At 62.5% G+C, this 17,675-nt stretch carries 16 protein-coding genes and 1 pseudogene; 9 read left to right on the forward strand and 8 right to left on the reverse strand.

Annotation, left to right across the window (positions count from 1 at the left end):
- Positions 1-4: 4 nt before the first annotated feature.
- The 3 genes from dgcA to LOY45_RS24830 form a co-directional block, all read right to left on the reverse strand.
- Entirely contained in the window at positions 5-2,065 is a 2,061-nt protein-coding gene (gene dgcA, locus LOY45_RS24820; RefSeq protein WP_134061232.1) for a dimethylglycine demethylation protein DgcA, read from the reverse strand.
- 15 nt (positions 2,066-2,080) lie between these two features.
- Positions 2,081-2,611 carry a DUF5943 domain-containing protein gene (locus tag LOY45_RS24825; RefSeq protein ID WP_134061231.1) on the reverse strand — a complete coding sequence of 177 codons (531 nt, stop codon included), beginning with the start codon at positions 2,609-2,611 and terminating at the stop codon, positions 2,081-2,083.
- Between the two features lie 75 nt (positions 2,612-2,686).
- Positions 2,687-3,664: a dipeptidase gene (locus LOY45_RS24830; RefSeq protein ID WP_254282549.1), complete on the reverse strand. Its 978-nt coding sequence runs from the start codon at positions 3,662-3,664 to the stop codon at positions 2,687-2,689.
- Positions 3,665-3,914: 250 nt separating this feature from the next.
- Here LOY45_RS24830 and LOY45_RS24835 point away from each other — a divergent pair, with 250 nt between their 5' ends.
- Positions 3,915-5,126, forward strand: a complete 1,212-nt coding sequence (locus LOY45_RS24835; protein WP_258578508.1) for a serine hydrolase domain-containing protein — start codon at positions 3,915-3,917, stop codon at positions 5,124-5,126.
- Between the two features lie 3 nt (positions 5,127-5,129).
- Here LOY45_RS24835 and LOY45_RS24840 read toward each other — a convergent pair whose 3' ends face one another.
- Together LOY45_RS24840 and LOY45_RS24845 are read right to left on the reverse strand one after the other, a co-directional pair.
- Entirely contained in the window at positions 5,130-6,419 is a 1,290-nt protein-coding gene (locus LOY45_RS24840) for an ATP-binding protein (protein WP_115084928.1), read from the reverse strand.
- Entirely contained in the window at positions 6,420-7,127 is a 708-nt protein-coding gene (locus tag LOY45_RS24845) for a winged helix-turn-helix domain-containing protein (RefSeq protein ID WP_115084927.1), read from the reverse strand.
- Between the two features lie 191 nt (positions 7,128-7,318).
- Between LOY45_RS24845 and LOY45_RS24850 the strand changes: the two genes are divergently transcribed.
- Together LOY45_RS24850 and LOY45_RS24855 are read left to right on the forward strand one after the other, a co-directional pair.
- Positions 7,319-7,720, forward strand: coding sequence for a lysozyme inhibitor LprI family protein (locus LOY45_RS24850; protein ID WP_115084926.1), 402 nt, complete (start codon positions 7,319-7,321; stop codon positions 7,718-7,720).
- A gap of 19 nt (positions 7,721-7,739) precedes the next feature.
- Positions 7,740-8,159 carry a DUF3010 family protein gene (locus LOY45_RS24855; RefSeq protein WP_258578509.1) on the forward strand — a complete coding sequence of 140 codons (420 nt, stop codon included), beginning with the start codon at positions 7,740-7,742 and terminating at the stop codon, positions 8,157-8,159.
- Here LOY45_RS24855 and LOY45_RS24860 read toward each other — a convergent pair.
- On the reverse strand, positions 8,146-9,111 hold the full coding sequence (locus tag LOY45_RS24860; protein ID WP_115084924.1) for a GlxA family transcriptional regulator: 966 nt from the start codon (positions 9,109-9,111) through the stop codon (positions 8,146-8,148). The two genes, LOY45_RS24855 and LOY45_RS24860, sit on opposite strands and share 14 nt — an antisense overlap.
- A gap of 169 nt (positions 9,112-9,280) precedes the next feature.
- Here LOY45_RS24860 and choX point away from each other — a divergent pair, with 169 nt between their 5' ends.
- The 5 genes and pseudogenes from choX (at position 9,281) to LOY45_RS24885 (ending at position 13,282) form a co-directional block, all read left to right on the forward strand.
- Complete coding sequence (choX, locus tag LOY45_RS24865; RefSeq protein ID WP_115084923.1) at positions 9,281-10,225, forward strand: choline ABC transporter substrate-binding protein; 945 nt, start codon at positions 9,281-9,283, stop codon at positions 10,223-10,225.
- 102 nt (positions 10,226-10,327) lie between these two features.
- A complete protein-coding gene (gene cdhC, locus LOY45_RS24870; protein WP_115084922.1) occupies positions 10,328-11,212 on the forward strand; it encodes a 3-dehydrocarnitine:acetyl-CoA trimethylamine transferase CdhC in 885 nt (294 codons plus the stop codon).
- A 15-nt stretch (positions 11,213-11,227) separates the two neighbouring features.
- A pseudogene (locus LOY45_RS24875) lies at positions 11,228-12,194 on the forward strand (L-carnitine dehydrogenase).
- 13 nt (positions 12,195-12,207) lie between these two features.
- Positions 12,208-12,678: a thioesterase family protein gene (locus LOY45_RS24880; RefSeq protein WP_115084920.1), complete on the forward strand. Its 471-nt coding sequence runs from the start codon at positions 12,208-12,210 to the stop codon at positions 12,676-12,678.
- Positions 12,679-13,021: 343 nt separating this feature from the next.
- Positions 13,022-13,282, forward strand: a complete 261-nt coding sequence (locus tag LOY45_RS24885; protein WP_115084919.1) for a hypothetical protein — start codon at positions 13,022-13,024, stop codon at positions 13,280-13,282.
- A gap of 87 nt (positions 13,283-13,369) precedes the next feature.
- On the opposite strand, the gene gbdR is transcribed toward LOY45_RS24885, so the two are convergent.
- Complete coding sequence (gbdR, locus tag LOY45_RS24890; RefSeq protein WP_028942254.1) at positions 13,370-14,473, reverse strand: choline metabolism transcriptional regulator GbdR; 1,104 nt, start codon at positions 14,471-14,473, stop codon at positions 13,370-13,372.
- Between the two features lie 408 nt (positions 14,474-14,881).
- Entirely contained in the window at positions 14,882-16,258 is a 1,377-nt protein-coding gene (locus LOY45_RS24895) for an L-serine ammonia-lyase (RefSeq protein WP_134061227.1), read from the reverse strand.
- A gap of 462 nt (positions 16,259-16,720) precedes the next feature.
- On the opposite strand from LOY45_RS24895, the gene LOY45_RS24900 reads away from it, so the two are divergent.
- Positions 16,721-17,668: a choline ABC transporter substrate-binding protein gene (locus tag LOY45_RS24900; RefSeq protein ID WP_115084917.1), complete on the forward strand. Its 948-nt coding sequence runs from the start codon at positions 16,721-16,723 to the stop codon at positions 17,666-17,668.
- Positions 17,669-17,675: the final 7 nt, after the last annotated feature.

Consider the following 17,675-nt stretch of genomic DNA (forward strand, 5'->3'; position numbering starts at 1 on the left):
TCGATCAGAAATCCTTGCACAGGCGCAAGGCGTCGTAGATGGCCGCGTGTGTATTGCGCTGCGCCACGCAGTCACCGATGCGGTACAGCAGGTAGCCTTCGCCCGGTTGGCTGAGGATCGGCTGCGGCTTGATCGCGAACAGGGCTTCGATATCGATCTGGCCCTTGTTCCGCGAACCTTCCTTGAGCCCGTAGTACAGCGCCTCGTCCGGCCGCACGCCGTTCTCGATCACCACCTGGTCGACCACCCGCTCCTCTTTGGCGCCGGTGTATTCGTTCTCCAGCACCGCCACCAGCTTGTCGCCCTCGCGGTAGACCTTTTCCAGCATCAGGTCGCCGGTCATGATCACTTCCTTGGGGTACATGCTGCGGTAGTAGGTCGGGAACGACGTGCCACCGATGGCCACGCCCGGCTTGATGTCGTCGGTGACGATCTCCACCTGGCTGCCTTTGTCGGCGATGTAGTCGGCCACCGACATGCCGGTGAATTCGCAGATGGTGTCGTACACCAGCACGTTCTTGCCCGGCGCCACCTTGCCGTCGAGCACGTCCCAGCTGCTGACCACCAGCCCTTCGGCGGCGCCCCAGTGTTCGTTCTGCTCGATGTAGGGATGGCCGCCCACCGCCAGCACGATAATGTCCGCACGCAGGTCCTGGATGGTCTCGATATCGGCCGCAGTGCCCAGGCGCAGGTCGACCTTCAGGCGCGCCAGCTCCAGCTGATACCAGCGGGTGATACCGGCGATCTGGTCGCGTTGCGGCGCCTTGGCAGCGATGCTGATCTGCCCGCCGATGGCGTCTTTCTTCTCGAACAGGGTGACGTCATGGCCGCGTTCGGCCGCCACGCGAGCGGCTTCCATCCCCGCAGGCCCGGCGCCGACCACCACCACCTTGCGCTTGGGCCCGGTGCTTTTCTCGATGATGTGCGGCACGCCCATGTATTCACGGGAGGTTGCCGCGTTCTGGATGCACAGCACATCCAGGCCCTGGTACTGGCGGTCGATGCAGTAGTTGGCACCGACGCACTGCTTGATCTGGTCGATCTGGCCCATCTTGATCTTGGCGATCAGGTGCGGGTCGGCGATGTGCGCGCGGGTCATGCCGACCATGTCGACATAGCCGCCTTCGAGGATGCGCGTGGCCTGGTTGGGGTCCTTGATGTTCTGCGCGTGCAGCACCGGAACCTTGACCACTTCCTTGATGCCGGCCGCCAGGTGCAGGAACGGCTCGGGCGGGAAGCTCATGTTGGGGATAACGTTGGCCAGGGTGTTGTGGGTGTCGCAGCCCGAACCGATCACGCCGAAGAAATCCAGCATGCCGGTGGCGTCGTAGTACTTGGCGATTTCCTTCATGTCCTCGTGGCTGAGGCCATCGGGGTGGAATTCGTCACCGCAGATACGCATGCCCACGCAAAAATCCGGGCCCACTTCGGCACGCACGGCCTTGAGCACTTCCAGGCCGAACTTCATTCGGCCTTCAAAGGTACCGCCCCATTCGTCGGTACGTTTATTGACCCGCGGGCTCCAGAACTGGTCGATCATGTGCTGGTGCACCGCCGACAGCTCGACGCCGTCCAGGCCGCCTTCCTTGGCCCGACGCGCGGCTTGCGCGTAGTTGCCGATTACCCGCCAGATTTCCTCCGGCTCGATGGTCTTGCAGGTGGCACGGTGCACCGGCTCGCGCACCCCCGATGGCGACATCAGGGTTGGCCAGTTGAAGCCATCCCAGCGCGAGCGGCGGCCCATGTGGGTAATCTGGATCATGATCTTGGCGCCATGCTTGTGCATGGCATCAGCCAGGTTCTGAAAGTGCGGGATGATGCGGTCGGTCGAGAGGTTCACCGAGGCCCACCATTCCTGCGGGCTGTCGATCGCCACCACCGAGGAGCCACCGCAAATGGCCAGGCCGATGCCGCCCTTGGCTTTCTCTTCGTAGTACTTCACGTAGCGCTCGGTGGTCATGCCGCCGTCGGTGGCGTAGACCTCGGCGTGCGCGGTGCTCAGTACCCGGTTGCGGATGGTCAGTTTGCCGATCTGGATCGGCTGGAACATTGCTTCGAAAGCCATGGCGGGATCCTCGACTTACAACGGCTTGACGATGAACAGGCCGTCGTCGTGGCCTTCTTCCGAACCGCCGTAGACCTGCTCGGCGACCGTGCGAATGGTGCTGCCGCGGGCCGCCAGGATCTGGTCCATGGCCCCGGCGAACCAGCCGGTAAACATGTAATCGACCTTGCGCCCGACCTTGCCGTACACATAGACGAACGCCGAATGCTCGAGCTTGACGCTGGCGGTGCCCTTGTCGAGGTCGATGTCCTGGATCTTGAACAGGCCCCAGCCGCGCTGGGACAGGCGCTTCATGTAGTGCTCGAACACCGCCACGCCTTCCAGGCCATGACATTCGGCTTCTTTCTCGCACCAGTGCCAGGCGGACTTGTAGCCGGCCTTGTAGAGGATCTCGGCATAGGCGTCGGCGCCCAGCACTTCCTCGATCCCCATGTGGTTGTTGACGAAGAAATGCCGTGGCACGTACAGCATCGGCAGGGCATCGCTGGTCCAGACACCGGTTTCGCTGTCGACTTCGATAGGCAATTGCGGGGCGATCTTGGCCATGGAAACTCAACTCCAGAAATTTTGGTTGGCTGCCCCTGCGCCTGTGGCAGGGGTCGGAAGACGGTTACTGGCGGCTTATTCGCCCCAGACATCCTTGAGCACGTTGACCCAGTTCTCGCCCATGATCTTGCGCACCACGCGCTCGGAATGGCCGCGCTTGAGCAGGGTCTCGGTGAGGTTGGGGAATTCGCCCACGGTGCGGATGCCCAGCGGGTTGATGATCTTGCCGAAGTTGGTCAGACGCCGGGCGTAGCCCTTGTCGTGGGTCAGGTACTCGAAGAAGTCCTGGCCGTGGCCCTGGGTGAAGTCGGTACCGATACCGATAGAGTCTTCACCAACGATGTTCATGGTGTATTCGATGGCTTCGGCGTAGTCATCGATGGTCGAATCGATGCCCTTGGCCAGGAACGGCGCGAACATGGTCACGCCGACGAAACCGCCGTGGTCGGCAATGAATTTGAGCTCTTCATCGGATTTGTTGCGCGGGTGCTCCTTGAGCCCGGAAGGCAGGCAGTGGGAGTAGCACACCGGTTTTTTCGATTCGAGGATGACTTCTTCGGAGGTCTTGGAACCGACATGGGACAGGTCGCACATGACCCCGACGCGGTTCATCTCGGCGACGATCTCGCGGCCAAAGCCCGACAGCCCGCCATCACGCTCGTAGCAGCCGGTGCCGACCAGGTTCTGGGTGTTGTAGCACATCTGCACGATGCCTACGCCCAGCTGCTTGAACACCTCGACATAGCCGATCTGGTCTTCGAAAGCATGGGCGTTCTGGAAGCCGAAGAGGATGCCGGTCTTGCCCACTTCCTTGGCCTTGCGAATGTCGGCAGTGGTGCGTACCGGCATCACCAGGTCGCTGTTCTCGCGGATCAGCTTCTGGCTGGCGGCAATGTTGTTGACCGTGGCCTGGAAGCCTTCCCAGACCGACACCGTGCAGTTGGCCGCAGTCAGGCCGCCCTTGCGCATGTCCTCGAACAGCTCGCGGTTCCATTTGGCAATGATCAGCCCGTCGATAACGATGCTGTCTGCGTGTAATTCGGCTGGGCTCATCAGGCTGTCCCCTTTATTGGTAAAACCTGCGCCGAATCGTCTGCCGGCGCTTTGGGGCCAGCATATGCCTAGGGGCAATGTCGCCCAGATGCAAAAACGACAGGGGAATTGCCGAAAGCGTCAAAGAGCGACAAAGGGCTGCTTTGACCGCCTGCGCCACAGTCTTTAACAGTTTTCCGACAATCCGCTCAAAGATTGCCGACCGCCTCTGCCCTAGCATGAACTGCCCCCCATTGCGCCCAGGTGCCCCATGCTTCGCCTTGCCTTTCTGTTCAGCCTGCTGCTCGTCAACTCCGGCTGCAGCGAGCGGGCACCCGCAAGCCTGCCGCCGATCCGCCAGGGTGACTATCAAGCGGTGATCGAACAGTTGCGCCAGAGCATCCCCGAGCAGATGCGCAAGAACCATGTGCCGGGCCTGTCCCTGGCGCTGATCGACGGCCAGACGCTGGTCTGGGCCGAAGGTTTCGGCCTGGCTGACGAGGCGCTGCAAATACCCGTGACCCCCGCCACGGCGTTCCGCGCCGGCTCGCTGTCTACGCTGTTCACCGCCAGCGCCACTTTGCAACTGGTCGAACAACAGCGCCTGAACCTGGATGCCCCGCTGTCGCAGACCCTGCCGGAGTTTCGCGTGCGTTCGCGCTTTCATGCCGATGCCCGCGGTGCTGACCGGGCTATCACCCTGCGCCGTTTGCTCAGCCACCAGGCTGGGCTACCCAGCGAATTTTTGCCGAACCTGCACAGCGCTGATCCATTGACGCACCTGCCGCAAAAAGCCGGCGAGCTGTGGCTTAACCATCCCCCCGGCATGCAGATGGCCTATTCCAACCTGGGCTTCACCCTGCTCGGCGCCGCCATCGAGCGCAGCAGCGGGCAACCCTTCGAAACCCGCCTGCAGCAGCACTTGTTGAAACCCCTGGGCATGGCGCACTCAAGTTTTATCGGCACCAGCAGCCTGCAGCCCTACCGCGCCCGCGGCTACCTGCAGGGCCAGCGCAGTAAGGACCCGGAAATTCGCGACCTGCCGGCTAGCGGCTTGTGGACCACGCCTCGGGATGTCGGCCAGTTCGTGCAAATGCTGTTCGCCCAGGGGCGCTTCGACGGTCGGCAAGTGCTCAATCGCCAGTCGATCGAACAGATGTTCCGCCAGCACAATCGCGCTAATGGGCCGGACGTCGATTGCCCGATTGGCCTGGCCTGGTACCTGGGCCCTTGCGGTGATCCACGCATAGGGCCGCAACTGCAGCAATGGCAACACAGCGGTTCGACCGGAGATTTTGCTGCGCAACTGAGCGTGCTGCCCGAGCCGAAACTGGCAGTGGTGGTGATGGCCAATGCCGATACCGCCGAAGCGCTGGTCAGCGACCTGGCCACCCAGGCCCTGCGCCTGATGCTGCAGGCCCACGGTAGCCAGCTGGCTTGCCCGCGCGACTGTCAGCCGAGCTTGCCGCCGCTGCGGCTCTGAACCTCAGGCTTCGTTGTGCGGCCAGCTCAACACGAACAGGGCGCCGCCACCGGCGCAGTCACGTACTTGAGCGTGGCCCTCGTGCCACTGCGACACTCGCCGGACCAGCGCCAGGCCAAGACCGTAGCCACCGGTGCGGCGATCGCGGCTGGTGTCCAGGCGGGTAAACGGCTCGAAGATCTTCTCCCGGGCGACCAAGGGCACGCCCGGGCCGTCGTCTTCGACAAACACCTGATACAGGTCGCCTTCGCGTACCAGGCTCACCCGCACTTCACGCTCGGCGTAGCGGATGGCATTACGCAGCAGGTTGATCACCGCCCGTGCCATGAACCGCGGCTCGATGCGAATGTTTTCAACCGTACAGACACTCAGCGTCAGCGCTACACCAGCGGCTTCCGCTTCCAGGGCGACGCTGCCAAGCACGCTGTCGATCCAGTCGGCGGCCTGGATGGTTTCGCGTTTGATCTGCGCCGCACCATGCTCAAGGCTGGCGTAGGTCAACAGCTCGGAGACCATCTCCTCCAGGTCGCCCAGGTCGGCATGCATATCGTCGATCAGCGGGCCACAGGCGCTCTGGTCGGCCAGGCGGCGCAACTGTTCCAGTTCGAAGGTCAGCCGCGCAATCGGCGTACGCAGCTCATGGGAAACGGCATTGGTCAGCTCGCGCTGGTTGGCGATCAGGCCTTCGATACGCCCGGCCATCTGGTTGAAATGCTCGGCCAGCTCACGAATGTTCGAGCGCCGCGACAAATGGATGCGCGAACGCAAGTCATTGTCACCAAAACGCTGGGCCGCCAGGCGCAAGCGCTCAAGGTCGCGCCAGTGCGGCCAGACCCAGCAGAACACGGCAATGCCGAGCAAGCTGGCGAACATGGCGTAGGCACTGACGGTAAAGGCTGTGGTCATGCGTAAATCGGGCGGCAAACTGACGCTCAACAACTGGCTGCCATCATCGATGGGAATGATGAAGCGGCTGACATCATCGGAAATCAGCATCTGCCCGTCGGCCAGTAACGCCTGATCTTGCCGGCCCAGTTGCAACTGGCTGGCCTCGACCAACTTGAGAGTCATCCCGTAGTGAGGCTGCAGCTCATTCAGGCGCTGCGGACGTTGTGCAGCAGGCAATGGCCGCAGTTGCTCCACCAGGCTGTAGGCCGGCCCGCGCATCGACTCGCGATAGTAAACATCGTCGCTGGTTTTCAGGTACCAGTCGAAAAACGTGTTGATCGACGGCACTGCCAGGGCGAAGGCTATGACCAGGGTGATGAACAAGCCGAGAAACAACCGCAGCATCTACAGCTCCCAGGCAAAAGGATTGAACAGGTAACCCTTGCCCCACACCGTCTTGATGCACACCGGCTCGCGGGGGTTGTCGCGCAATTTGCCGCGCAGCTTGCTGACATAGACATCGACGCTACGGTTGAAGCCGTCAAAGGCAATGCCGCGCAGGCGATTGAGGATGTCATCGCGCGACAGGGTCTGCCCGGCGGCACTTGCCAGCAGCCAGAGCAGTTCGAACTCCATGGTGCTCAACTCGATCGGTTCGTCACCCAGATGCGCTTCGCGACTGGCCCGGTCGATGCTCAAGTTCCCGAAGCGCAAGCTGTCGCGCCCAAGCGGCTCGCTGCCCTGGCGGCGCTGCAGGGCGCGCAGGCGCGCCAGTAGCACCGGTGGCTTGATAGGCTTGATCACATAGTCATCGGCACCGGACTCAAGGCCAAGGATATGGTCCAGGTCGTCCTCGCGGGCAGTCAGGATCACGATCGGGGTGGCCGCCTGGCTGCGAATCGCCCGGCACACCTGCAGGCCGCTCAGGCCCGGAAGCATCAGGTCGAGCACCACCAGTGCGGGCTTGAAATGCACAAAGGCCTCCAGTGCCTGGTCTCCACGATGCACGCAGTGCACCTCGAAGCCGTGTTCGGCCAGAAAGTGCGCAACCAGGCCAGCCAGTTTCAGGTCATCCTCGACCAGCAGTACCTTGATCAGTCCGGGGCTTTCCATGGCGTTTCCACAGGGTAGTCTGGATAAATGACAAAACGCCGAGTTTATGTGCGCCTTTATGAAACGTCTGTGAATAAGTGTTCACTCAGCCTGCACGCTTTTTCACAGGTGCAACGGCTACCCTGTTCTTTGCTGCGGCGCTGAGCGAGAATCGGCGCCCATGTTCGCGAAGCTTCCGGAGGATGTCGCAGATGAGAACGATGGTAGGGCTGGCCCTGGTATTGCTGGCATTCGGCGCCTATGCCGAGGACGACGAAAGCACCCCGTGCGACAACGTCGAAACCGACCAGCAAAGCTATGAATGCGCTCAATACAGCCGCACCACCGCTGAACGCGAACTCAATGCCGCTTTCGATGACCTGCTGCAACGCATCGGCGAGCAGTACGAAGGCCAGGACGCCAAGGTCGCCGACCTGAGCAAGCGCCTGCGTGACGCCGAAGCCATCTGGAAGCAACTGCGCGATGCCGATTGCAAGGTCGAGACCTTTGACGTCAAGCCCGGCAGCAAAGCCTTCGAAACCGCGCAGAACACCTGCCTGGCCCAGCGCAGCGACGATCGCTCGGAGTACCTGCAATCGCTCGGCCTGCAATAACCCCTGTCCTGAGGTATGAATGAAAGTCTGCGGAATCGAAATCAAGGGCAGCGAAGCCCTGCTCGCGGTCGCCACCCTCGAAGCTGGCGCCCCGGCGCACCTGGCCCTGGGTACCAAGAAGATCGCCCTGGAAGACGATGACCTGGCGGACAACGTCAAGGCCTTCGCCCGCCAGGCGCGGCAATTCTTCAGTGACAACGCCATTACCCACCTGGCGATCAAGAAGCGCAGCAAGAAAGGCGAATTCGCCGGCGGCCCGACCACCTTCAAGATCGAAGGCATCCTGCAGTTGCTCGACGGCTGCGAAGTACAGCTGCTGTCGCCGCAAACCGTCAGCGCCCAGGCCAAGAAGCACGCCATCGAGCTGCCCGCCGGGCTCAACAAGTACCAGCACGAAGCCTACAAGTGCGCCTGCGCGGTGCTGCTCACGGCACGCTGAGTGCGGGTTTGGCGGTAACCTGGACGCGATCATCGCGCGGGCAGCTGTTAAAGCGCGCGCGGTAGCAGCGGGTGAAGTAGGACGATGACTCGAACCCGCAGGCGATGCTTACCTCCAGTACGCTGAGGTCGGTCTGGCGCAGCAGTTGCCGGGCCTTGTCCAGGCGCAGGCGCAGGTAGAAACCACTGGGGGTGTCGTGCAGGTACAGGCGAAACAACCGCTCCAGTTGGCGCCGGGTGATCTGCACCGACTCGGCCAGCACCAGGGTATTGAGCGGTTGCTCGGTGTTGCGCTCCATCTCGCCGATCACCTGCACCAGTTTCTTGTTACTGATCCCATAGCGTGAGGCGATCTGCATGCGCTGGTGATCCTGGCGCGGGCGGATACGGCCGAGCACGAACTGCTCCGACACCTGGATCGCCAGCTCCGGGCCGTGGGCCTGGGCGATCAGGTCGAGCATCAGGTCGATCGACGCAGTACCACCCGCCGAAGTGATACGTCGGCGATCTACTTCGAACAGCTCCTGGGTTGCCTGCAACTGCGGGTAACTTTCCTTGAAGGCTTCCAGCGCTTCCCAGTGCAGGGTCACCCGGTGGCCGTCGAGCAGCCCAGCCTCGGCCAGCACCACGGTGCCGGTGTCGATGCCACCCAACACCACGCCCTCGTGATCGAGCTTGCGCAACCAGTGCTGCAGGACCGGGCCGAAGCTGCGCAGTGGCTCGAAACCGGCCACCACCAGCAGGGTCGCGCCTTTGCCCAGCGGCTGCAGCGCGGCGTCGGCATTCACCGACATGCCGTTGCTGGCCGGCACCGCACCGCCATCCATACTCAGCACCTGCCAGCGGTACAACTCGCCGCGAAAGCGGTTGGCCACCCGCAACGGCTCTACCGCGGAAATGAAGCCAATGGCGGAGAAACCGGGCAACAGCAAGAAATAGAAATCCTGGGGCATAGCGACAACTCGACGGCCACGGATGCAGGGTTAATAGCGCGCTGGTCGCCACTGTGCAAGTGCCGGTCGCCACAGTGCGATTTTTGCCCAGGGTACCCGCGTAGTTTGATCACACGGCACGCAGAGGCCGCCCCCTATAACAATTAGAACTGCCGTTGGAGGAGCCACCATGAACAGAATGATCAGCCGTAGCCTGCTGATGCTCGTCGGTACCGCAATCCTCAGCACCAACGTAATCGCCGCAGAACCGGCGGCCTGCAAGAACGTGCGCCTTGGCGTGGTGAACTGGACCGATGTGATGGCCACCAGCGCCATGACCCAGGTCCTGCTCGATGGCCTGGGCTACAAGACCAAGCAGACCAGTGCCTCGCAACAGATCATTTTCGCCGGTATCCGCGACCAGCGCCTGGACATGTTCCTCGGCTACTGGAACCCGATCATGACCCAGACCATCACCCCGTTCATCGACGCCAAACAGGTCAAGGTCCTCGACCAGCCGAGCCTCGACGACGCCCGCGCGACCCTCGCCGTGCCCAAGTACCTGGCCGACAAGGGCCTGAAAACCTTTGCTGACATCGCCAAGTTCGAGAAGGAGCTTGGCGGCAAGATCTACGGCATCGAGCCAGGCTCCGGCGCCAACACCCAGATCAAGGCGATGATCAGCAAGAACCAGTTCGGCCTGGGCAAGTTCCAGTTGGTCGAATCCAGCGAGGCCGGCATGCTCGCTGCCGTCGACCGCGCTGTGCGGCGCAAGGAGGCGGTGGTGTTCTTCGGTTGGGCGCCGCACCCGATGAACGTCAACATCGACATGGCCTACCTCGGCGGCAGCGAGGGCGCCCTGGGCCCGGACGAAGGCCGCGCCTCGGTGTGGACCGTTACCGCCCCGGATTACGCCGAGCGCTGCCCGAACGTCAACCAGCTGCTGAGCAACCTGACCTTCAGCGCCGAAGACGAGAGCCGCATGATGCAACCGCTGCTTGACCACAAGGACGCGCTGGAGTCCGCCCGCCAGTGGCTCAAGGATCATCCACAAGACCAGAAACGCTGGCTTGAAGGGGTGACCACGTTTGACGGCAGGCCGGCCGCCGAAAACCTGCAACTGACCGCTAACTGACAACCCCCATCGCGGGGCATGCCCGCTCCCACAGAGGAAATGGTCATCTGTGGGAGCGGGCTTACCCCGCGACGGCCCCAACTCGCCCGAAGGAAACCGCACATGAACCACGACGTCATCATCACCTGCGCCCTGACCGGCGCCGGCGACACCGCCAGCAAGAGCCACCTGGTCCCGGTGACCCCAAAACAGATCGCCGAAGCCGCGGTAGAGGCCGCCAAAGCCGGCGCAACAGTCGTCCACTGTCACGTCCGTGATCCACAAACCGGCCGCTTCAGCCGCGACGTCGCCTTGTACCGGGAAGTGATGGAGCGCATCCGCGAAGCGGACGTCGACATCATCGTCAACCTCACCGCCGGCATGGGCGGCGACCTGGAGATCGGCCCGGGCGAGACCCCACTGGAATTTGGTACCGGCACCGACCTGATCGGCCCGCTGGAGCGCCTGGCCCACGTCGAGGCGCTACTGCCGGAAATCTGCACCCTGGACTGCGGCACCCTCAACTTCGGTGACGGCAACAGCATCTACGTCTCGACCCCGGCGCAACTACGCGCTGGCGCCAAGCGCATCACTGAACTCGGGGTCAAAGCCGAGCTGGAAATCTTCGACACCGGTCACCTGTGGTTTGCCAAACAGATGATCAAGGAAGGCCTGCTCGACGACCCATTGTTCCAGCTGTGCCTGGGCATTCCCTGGGGCGCCCCGGCCGATACCACCACCATGAAAGCCATGGTCGACAACCTGCCAGCGGGCGTGACCTGGGCCGGCTTCGGCATCGGCCGCATGCAGATGCCGATGGCCGCACAAGCGGTGCTGCTGGGCGGCAACGTGCGGGTCGGCCTGGAAGACAACCTGTACCTGGACAAGGGCGTGCTGGCCAGCAATGGCCAGTTGGTCGAGCGCGCCAGCGAGATTCTAAGCCGCCTCGGCGCACGGGTACTCACCCCTGCCGAAGGCCGCGCCAAAATGAACCTGACCCGTCGCTGATTGCTGGAGAAACCGATGAGCTTTATCACCGAGATCAAGACCTTTGCAGCCCTGGGCAGCGGCGTAATCGGCAGCGGCTGGGTGGCCCGCGCCCTGGCCCATGGCCTGGACGTGGTAGCCTGGGACCCGGCTCCCGGCGCCGAAGCGGCCTTGCGCAAGCGTATCGCCAACGCCTGGCCAGCCCTGGAGAAACAGGGCCTGGCGCCCGGCGCATCACAGGAGCGCCTGCGCTTTGTGGCAACTATCGAGGAATGCGTGCGCGATGCCGATTTCATCCAGGAGAGCGCACCCGAGCGCCTGGACCTCAAGCTTGACCTGCACAGCAAGATCAGCGCTGCGGCCAAGCCCAACGCGCTGATCGGTTCCAGCACTTCGGGGCTGTTGCCCAGCGAATTCTACGAGTCCTCGACCCATCCCGAGCGCTGCGTGGTCGGCCACCCGTTCAACCCGGTGTACCTGCTGCCGCTGGTGGAAATCGTCGGCAGCAACAAGACCACGCCCGAGGCAATCGAAGCGGCAAAAAACCGTCTACACCAGCCTCGGCATGCGCCCCTTGCACGTGCGCAAGGAAGTGCCCGGCTTTATCGCCGACCGCCTGCTCGAAGCGCTCTGGCGCGAGGCTCTGCACCTGGTCAACGACGGCGTGGCAACCACCGGTGAAATCGACGACGCCATTCGTTTCGGTGCGGGTTTGCGCTGGTCGTTCATGGGCACCTTCCTTACCTATACCCTGGCCGGTGGCGATGCCGGCATGCGCCACTTCATGGCCCAGTTCGGCCCGGCGCTGCAACTGCCCTGGACTTACCTGCCAGCGCCGCAGCTGACCGACGGGCTGATCGACGCCGTGGTCGAGGGCACCAGCGAACAACTGGGCGAACGCAGCATCAGCTCGCTGGAGCGCTATCGCGATGATTGCCTGTTGGCCGTGCTGGATGCGTTAAAAACCACCAAGGCCAAGCACGGCATGGCCTTCAGCGACTGACCGGAGTGCAGCGATGCCCGCATTGATCACCTACCAGACCCCGGTCCAGGCGGACTGGGTCGACTACAACGGGCATCTGCGCGATGCCTTCTACCTGCTGATCTTCAGCTACGCCACCGACGCCTTCATGGATCGCATCGGCCTGGACAGCGACAACCGCAGCGCCAGCGGCAACTCGCTGTTCACCCTGGAGTGCCACCTCAACTACCTGCACGAAGTGAAGCTCGGTACCCAGGTGTGGGTGCAGACCCAGATCATCGGCTTCGACCGCAAGCGCCTGCACCTGTATCACAGCCTGCATCGCGAAGGCTTTGACGAGGCGTTGGCGGCCAGTGAGCAGATGCTGTTGCATGTGGACCTGGCGGGACCAAGGTCGGCGCCGTTTGCGCCCGGGGTGATGGAGCGGTTGCAGGGGATCGTGGATGAGCAGGTTGATCTGCCGGCGGCCGAGTTTGTTGGCCGGGTGATCGGGTTGCCAACGTAATCGCCCTATCGCTGGCAAGCCAGCTCCCACAGAAGCGGCGGTGATCCCTGTGGGAGCTGGCTTGCCAGCGATGAATCCAGCACCGATCCAAAGGCAAAAAATAACCCCGGCAAGCCGTGAAGCAACCGGGGCCAAGAGCGAGCATGAACATGCTTCAAGCGGAGGGTGACCAAACCTTCCTTTTCTGTGCATGGCCCCAGTGTGCAGCCTCCCCTTCCCGTCGATTTGCCCGAAAACGACCTGTGCTTAGGTAAAGCGGCCATTGCGACAATCTGCCCTTGCCGCAGTGCCTCGGCGCCCACAGAATCGAAGACGATCACACCTGCAAACAAGGACAACAGCCATGATGCATGCGGATTTGATTGATCAGGACGACCTGCTGGGCCAGTTGCGCGCGCTGGGTTTCGAGATGCCGACAGATGCCAGTGCCGAGCAGGCCTGCGACTGTGCAGTGCGCGGTTTGAATGAGCCCCGGGCCAAAGCGTTAAAGGGCATGGTCGAGCAGATGTACAGAGGCAATGCGACCATTCTGCCCGCCGTGCGCCAGGCCATCGAAAAGCAGCTGTTGCCGGCGTTGGCGCAGTTCAACAGCAATCGCGGCTGACCCCATCGCTGGCAAGCCAGCTCCCACAGGATCGGCATGCACCGGACCTGTGGGAGCTGGCTTGCCAGCGATTGATTCAGCTCGGAATCAGAGCCTCACACTGGCAAACGTCGACTCGTTACGCGCCTGGCTCAATGCCGACATCGGCCCGGCCAGCGGCGACAGCACCAGCGCCTGCGGGATCGGCATCATCGCCACCTGCTGCGCAGTGTTGGAGCCCACACGCTCGTCACGCGGCGGAATACCGAAGTACTCGCGGTAGCACTTGGAGAAATGCGGCGTAGAGACAAAGCCGCACACCGAAGCCACTTCGATGATCGACATCGGCGTCTGCTTGAGCAATTGCCGGGCGCGAATCAGGCGCAGCTTCAGGTAGTAGCGCGATGGCGAGCAGTGCAGGTACTTCTGGAACAGGCGCTCGAGCTGGCGCCGCGACACCGCCACATAAACCGCGAGTTCGTCCAGATCGATCGGCTCTTCCAGGTTGGCCTCCATCAGCGCGACGATTTCCTGCAGCTTCGGCTGGTTGGTGCCAAGCATGTGCTTGAGCGGCACGCGCTGGTGATCCTGTTCGTTGCGGATGCGCTCGTAGACGAACATCTCGGAGATCGCCGCCGACAGCTCGCGGCCATGATCACGGCTGATCAGGTGCAGCATCATGTCCAGCGGCGCAGTACCGCCAGAGCTGGTGAAGCGGTTACGGTCGAGGGTGAACAAACGGGTACTCATGCTCACCCGCGGGAAGGCTTCCTGCATCGCCGCCAGGCATTCCCAGTGCACGCTGCAATCGAAGCCATCGAGCAGACCGGCACAGGCCAGGGCCCAGCTGCCGGTGCACACCGCACCCAGGCGACGGGACTGACGCGCCTGGCTTTGCAGCCAGGTGACGTGCTCGCGGGTCACGGTGCGCTGGATGCCAATGCCGCCGCAGACAATCACGGTGTCCATGGCCGGTGCCTTGTGCATTGCTGCATCGGGGGTGATCTGCAAGCCGTCGCTGGCCCACACCTGGCCGCCGTCCACGCTCAAGGTGCTCCAGCGGTACAGCTCGCGGCCGGACAGCTGGTTGGCCATGCGCAGCGGCTCAACAGCGGAAGCCAGGGAAATCAGCGTGAAATTGTCCAGCAGCAGAAAGCCGATGGATTGGGGCGTGCGGTTCTGGGTTGGGGTCCCGGAGTTGTACGACGTCATCGCGGTATCTCCTCACACAATGCAGGTTGTGCCTCAGGCAGGCACGGGCTTTTTTGTCACGGCCCCGATTCGGATGCAGGGGCTTTGCCAATCACAACGCAATTGCCATGCCTGAAATTGAATGGCCATTCAATAAAACCCAAAAACGACGTCGCGCAGCGTCTATACAGCCCTTGTTCCCAGGCACGCTTATAAACGCAAACGACCGACCTAGTGCCGGTCTGTAGGACGCGTGAGCAATTCGGTAGCACTTGTGTGAAGGATGCCCAGAAACGACATGGGCAACTGTCACCCAAGGCGTCAGGCGCCGGGGTAACAGCGGGTTACTTGAGGTGAGATGGGCCAGCGCGCCAAAAGGCAGCGCGCAGGCCAAGGGTGAACGAAAACGGCGCAGGCCACCTCAACGTTTCAACATTCAATGGCGCTGACCGCCAGGCCACCGCGCGAAGTTTCCTTGTACTTGTCGTGCATGTCGGCGCCGGTATCGCGCATGGTGCGGATCACCCGGTCGAGGGAGATGAAATGCTCGCCATCACCGCGCAGGGCCATCTGCGCCGCATTGATCGCCTTGACCGCGGCAATCGCATTGCGCTCGATGCACGGCACCTGCACCAGCCCGCCGACCGGGTCGCAGGTCAGCCCGAGGTTGTGCTCAAGACCAATCTCGGCGGCGTTTTCCAGTTGCCCAGGGGTGGCCCCGAGCACTTCGGCAAGACCGGCCGCAGCCATGGCACAGGCCGAACCGACTTCACCCTGGCAACCGACTTCGGCACCGGAGATCGAAGCGTTCTTCTTGCACAGGATGCCCACTGCTGCAGCACCGAGGAAGAAGTCGACGACATTGGCCTCGCTGACTTCGTCGCTAAAACGCATGTAATAGTGCAGCACTGCCGGAATGATCCCCGCCGCGCCATTGGTCGGCGCGGTGACCATGCGCCCGCCGGCGGCGTTCTCTTCGTTGACCGCCAGGGCATAGAGGTTGACCCACTCCATGGCGCTCAGGGTCGAGCCGATCACGTTGGGCTTGTTCAGCTCCTGCAGGCTGCGGTGCAACTTGGCCGCGCGGCGTTTCACATTGAGCCCGCCAGGCAGGACGCCTTCGTACTTGAGGCCGTTTTCGACACAGGCCTGCATGGCATGCCACAGCTTCAAAAGCCCGGCGCGAATCTCTGCCTCGCTGCGCCAGACCTTCTCGTTTTCCAGCATCAATTGCGACACCCGCAGGTCGTTTTGCTTGCACAACTCAAGCAGTTCCACGGCACTGTTGAAATCGTAGGGCAACACGGTGTTGTCGGCGTCCAGCACGCCGCTGGCAGCCTGGGCTGCATCGACGACAAAGCCGCCGCCCACCGAGTAATAGGTATCGCGGTGCAGCTCGCCAGCGGCGCCTTCGGCGGTCAGGGTCATGGCGTTGGGGTGATACGGCAGGTTCTCGTCGAGCAGCAGCATGTCGCGGGCCCAGACGAAGCCGACCTCGAACCGGCCGTCGAGCAGCAAGGTGTCTGTTTCGCGCAGGGCGTTGATGCGTGGGCCAATCTGCGAGGGGTCGATGGCGTCCGGCCATTCACCCATCAGGCCCATGATCACCGCGTTGTCGCTGCCATGGCCAATACCGGTGGCCGACAGCGAGCCGTACAGGCGTACTTCGATGCGCCGCACCTGCGCAAGCTCGCCGCGCTCGCGCAGGCCCTGGACGAACAGTGCTGCGGCGCGCATGGGCCCGACGGTATGGGAACTGGATGGGCCAACGCCGATCTTGAACAGGTCGAACACACTGATGGCCATGCCACCTACCTCCTGAATGTACAGCCTGAATGTGCAGCCCCGCAGCCCAAGCCAAGGGCGCCGCAACTGCTACGCTGATTAGGCGGCAATCCGCCGATTCCGCGCATCATCAGGCTTTTGCCAGGACCTCTGACGTCTGCAACCGACGCGTTCTTGCCCAGCAACGCCGCCAGCTGTCAGCCGCGCTTGTGCGCCGTTTTTTTGCGGTGCAGAGGTGCCGAAACTGCGTTTACAGGGTGGGATAAAGCTGTAAACGACCTCATCGACACTGGATGCGACCCTGTCTGTACTGGATACGACGCACCCTGTAGGCGTTTGATTTTCGCTGTTAGATGATCGGTATCGACTCGATTGCACGGCAGCCGTCCCGCTATCGCCCGATAGTCAGGCCCGACCGAATGCAAACCATAAAGCACGGCGGTCCCGTGGGACATCCGAGAAAAAAACCCAGGAGTCCATCGAATGAAAGGTTCACCCTCGCTATTGCTGGCCGCAGTGCTGAGTCTGCCGGTGCTGGCCCAGGCCGCCGAGCCCGAGCAGTGCCAGACCGTCAACTTCTCCGATGTCGGCTGGACCGACATCACCGTGACCACCGCGGTCACCAGCGTCGTGCTCCAGTCGCTGGGCTACAAGACCAAGACCACGATGATTTCGGTACCGGTGACCTACAAGTCGCTGGCCGATGGCAAGAACATGGACGTGTTCCTCGGCAACTGGATGCCGACCATGGAAAACGACATCAAGCAGTACCGTGATGCCGGCACCGTGGAAACCGTACGGGCCAACCTGGAGAACGCCAAGTACACCCTGGCCGTGCCCCAGGCGCTGTATGACAAGGGCCTGAAGAACTTCGCCGACATTGCCAAGTTCAAGAAGGAACTGGACGGCAAGATCTACGGCATCGAGCCGGGTAACGACGGCAACCGCACCATCCAGAGCATGATCGACAAGAACGCCTTCGGCCTCAAGGACGCCGGCTTCAAGGTGGTCGAATCCAGCGAGGCCGGCATGCTCTCGCAAGTGGAGCGCGCCCAGCGCCGCGACACCGCCGTGGTATTCCTGGGCTGGGAACCGCACCCGATGAACACCCGCTTCAAGATGAAGTACCTGGACGGCGGCGATGACTTCTTCGGCCCCGAATATGGCAAGGCCACCGTCCTCACCAACACCCGCAAGGGCTATGTGCAGGAATGCAGCAACGTCGGCCAGTTGCTGAAGAACCTGTCCTTTACCCTCGACATGGAAAGCACCCTGATGGGCAACGTCCTGGACGACAAGATGAAACCCGACGCTGCAGCCAAGGCCTGGCTGAAGAAGAACCCGCAGGTGCTCGACACCTGGCTGGCCGGGGTTACCACCGTTGACGGCAAGCCTGGCCTGGAGGCAGCCAAAGCCAAACTCACGCAGTAAGCACTGC

The sequence above is a fragment of the Pseudomonas wadenswilerensis genome, from assembly GCF_024749185.1.
In the GTDB taxonomy this organism is placed as follows: domain Bacteria; phylum Pseudomonadota; class Gammaproteobacteria; order Pseudomonadales; family Pseudomonadaceae; genus Aquipseudomonas; species Aquipseudomonas wadenswilerensis.

Excerpts from the sequence above, each read along its gene's own strand:
- dgcA (WP_134061232.1), bottom strand. The coding sequence starts at position 2,065 with ATGGCTTTCGAAGCAATGTTCCAGCCGATCCAGATCGGCAAACTGACC.
- LOY45_RS24825 (WP_134061231.1), bottom strand. The coding sequence starts at position 2,611 with ATGGCCAAGATCGCCCCGCAATTGCCTATCGAAGTCGACAGCGAAACC.
- LOY45_RS24830 (WP_254282549.1), bottom strand. The coding sequence starts at position 3,664 with ATGAGCCCAGCCGAATTACACGCAGACAGCATCGTTATCGACGGGCTG.
- LOY45_RS24835 (WP_258578508.1), top strand. The coding sequence starts at position 3,915 with ATGCTTCGCCTTGCCTTTCTGTTCAGCCTGCTGCTCGTCAACTCCGGC.
- LOY45_RS24840 (WP_115084928.1), bottom strand. The coding sequence starts at position 6,419 with ATGCTGCGGTTGTTTCTCGGCTTGTTCATCACCCTGGTCATAGCCTTC.
- LOY45_RS24845 (WP_115084927.1), bottom strand. The coding sequence starts at position 7,127 with ATGGAAAGCCCCGGACTGATCAAGGTACTGCTGGTCGAGGATGACCTG.
- LOY45_RS24850 (WP_115084926.1), top strand. The coding sequence starts at position 7,319 with ATGAGAACGATGGTAGGGCTGGCCCTGGTATTGCTGGCATTCGGCGCC.
- LOY45_RS24855 (WP_258578509.1), top strand. The coding sequence starts at position 7,740 with ATGAAAGTCTGCGGAATCGAAATCAAGGGCAGCGAAGCCCTGCTCGCG.
- LOY45_RS24860 (WP_115084924.1), bottom strand. The coding sequence starts at position 9,111 with ATGCCCCAGGATTTCTATTTCTTGCTGTTGCCCGGTTTCTCCGCCATT.
- choX (WP_115084923.1), top strand. The coding sequence starts at position 9,281 with ATGAACAGAATGATCAGCCGTAGCCTGCTGATGCTCGTCGGTACCGCA.
- cdhC (WP_115084922.1), top strand. The coding sequence starts at position 10,328 with ATGAACCACGACGTCATCATCACCTGCGCCCTGACCGGCGCCGGCGAC.
- LOY45_RS24880 (WP_115084920.1), top strand. The coding sequence starts at position 12,208 with ATGCCCGCATTGATCACCTACCAGACCCCGGTCCAGGCGGACTGGGTC.
- LOY45_RS24885 (WP_115084919.1), top strand. The coding sequence starts at position 13,022 with ATGATGCATGCGGATTTGATTGATCAGGACGACCTGCTGGGCCAGTTG.
- gbdR (WP_028942254.1), bottom strand. The coding sequence starts at position 14,473 with ATGACGTCGTACAACTCCGGGACCCCAACCCAGAACCGCACGCCCCAA.
- LOY45_RS24895 (WP_134061227.1), bottom strand. The coding sequence starts at position 16,258 with ATGGCCATCAGTGTGTTCGACCTGTTCAAGATCGGCGTTGGCCCATCC.
- LOY45_RS24900 (WP_115084917.1), top strand. The coding sequence starts at position 16,721 with ATGAAAGGTTCACCCTCGCTATTGCTGGCCGCAGTGCTGAGTCTGCCG.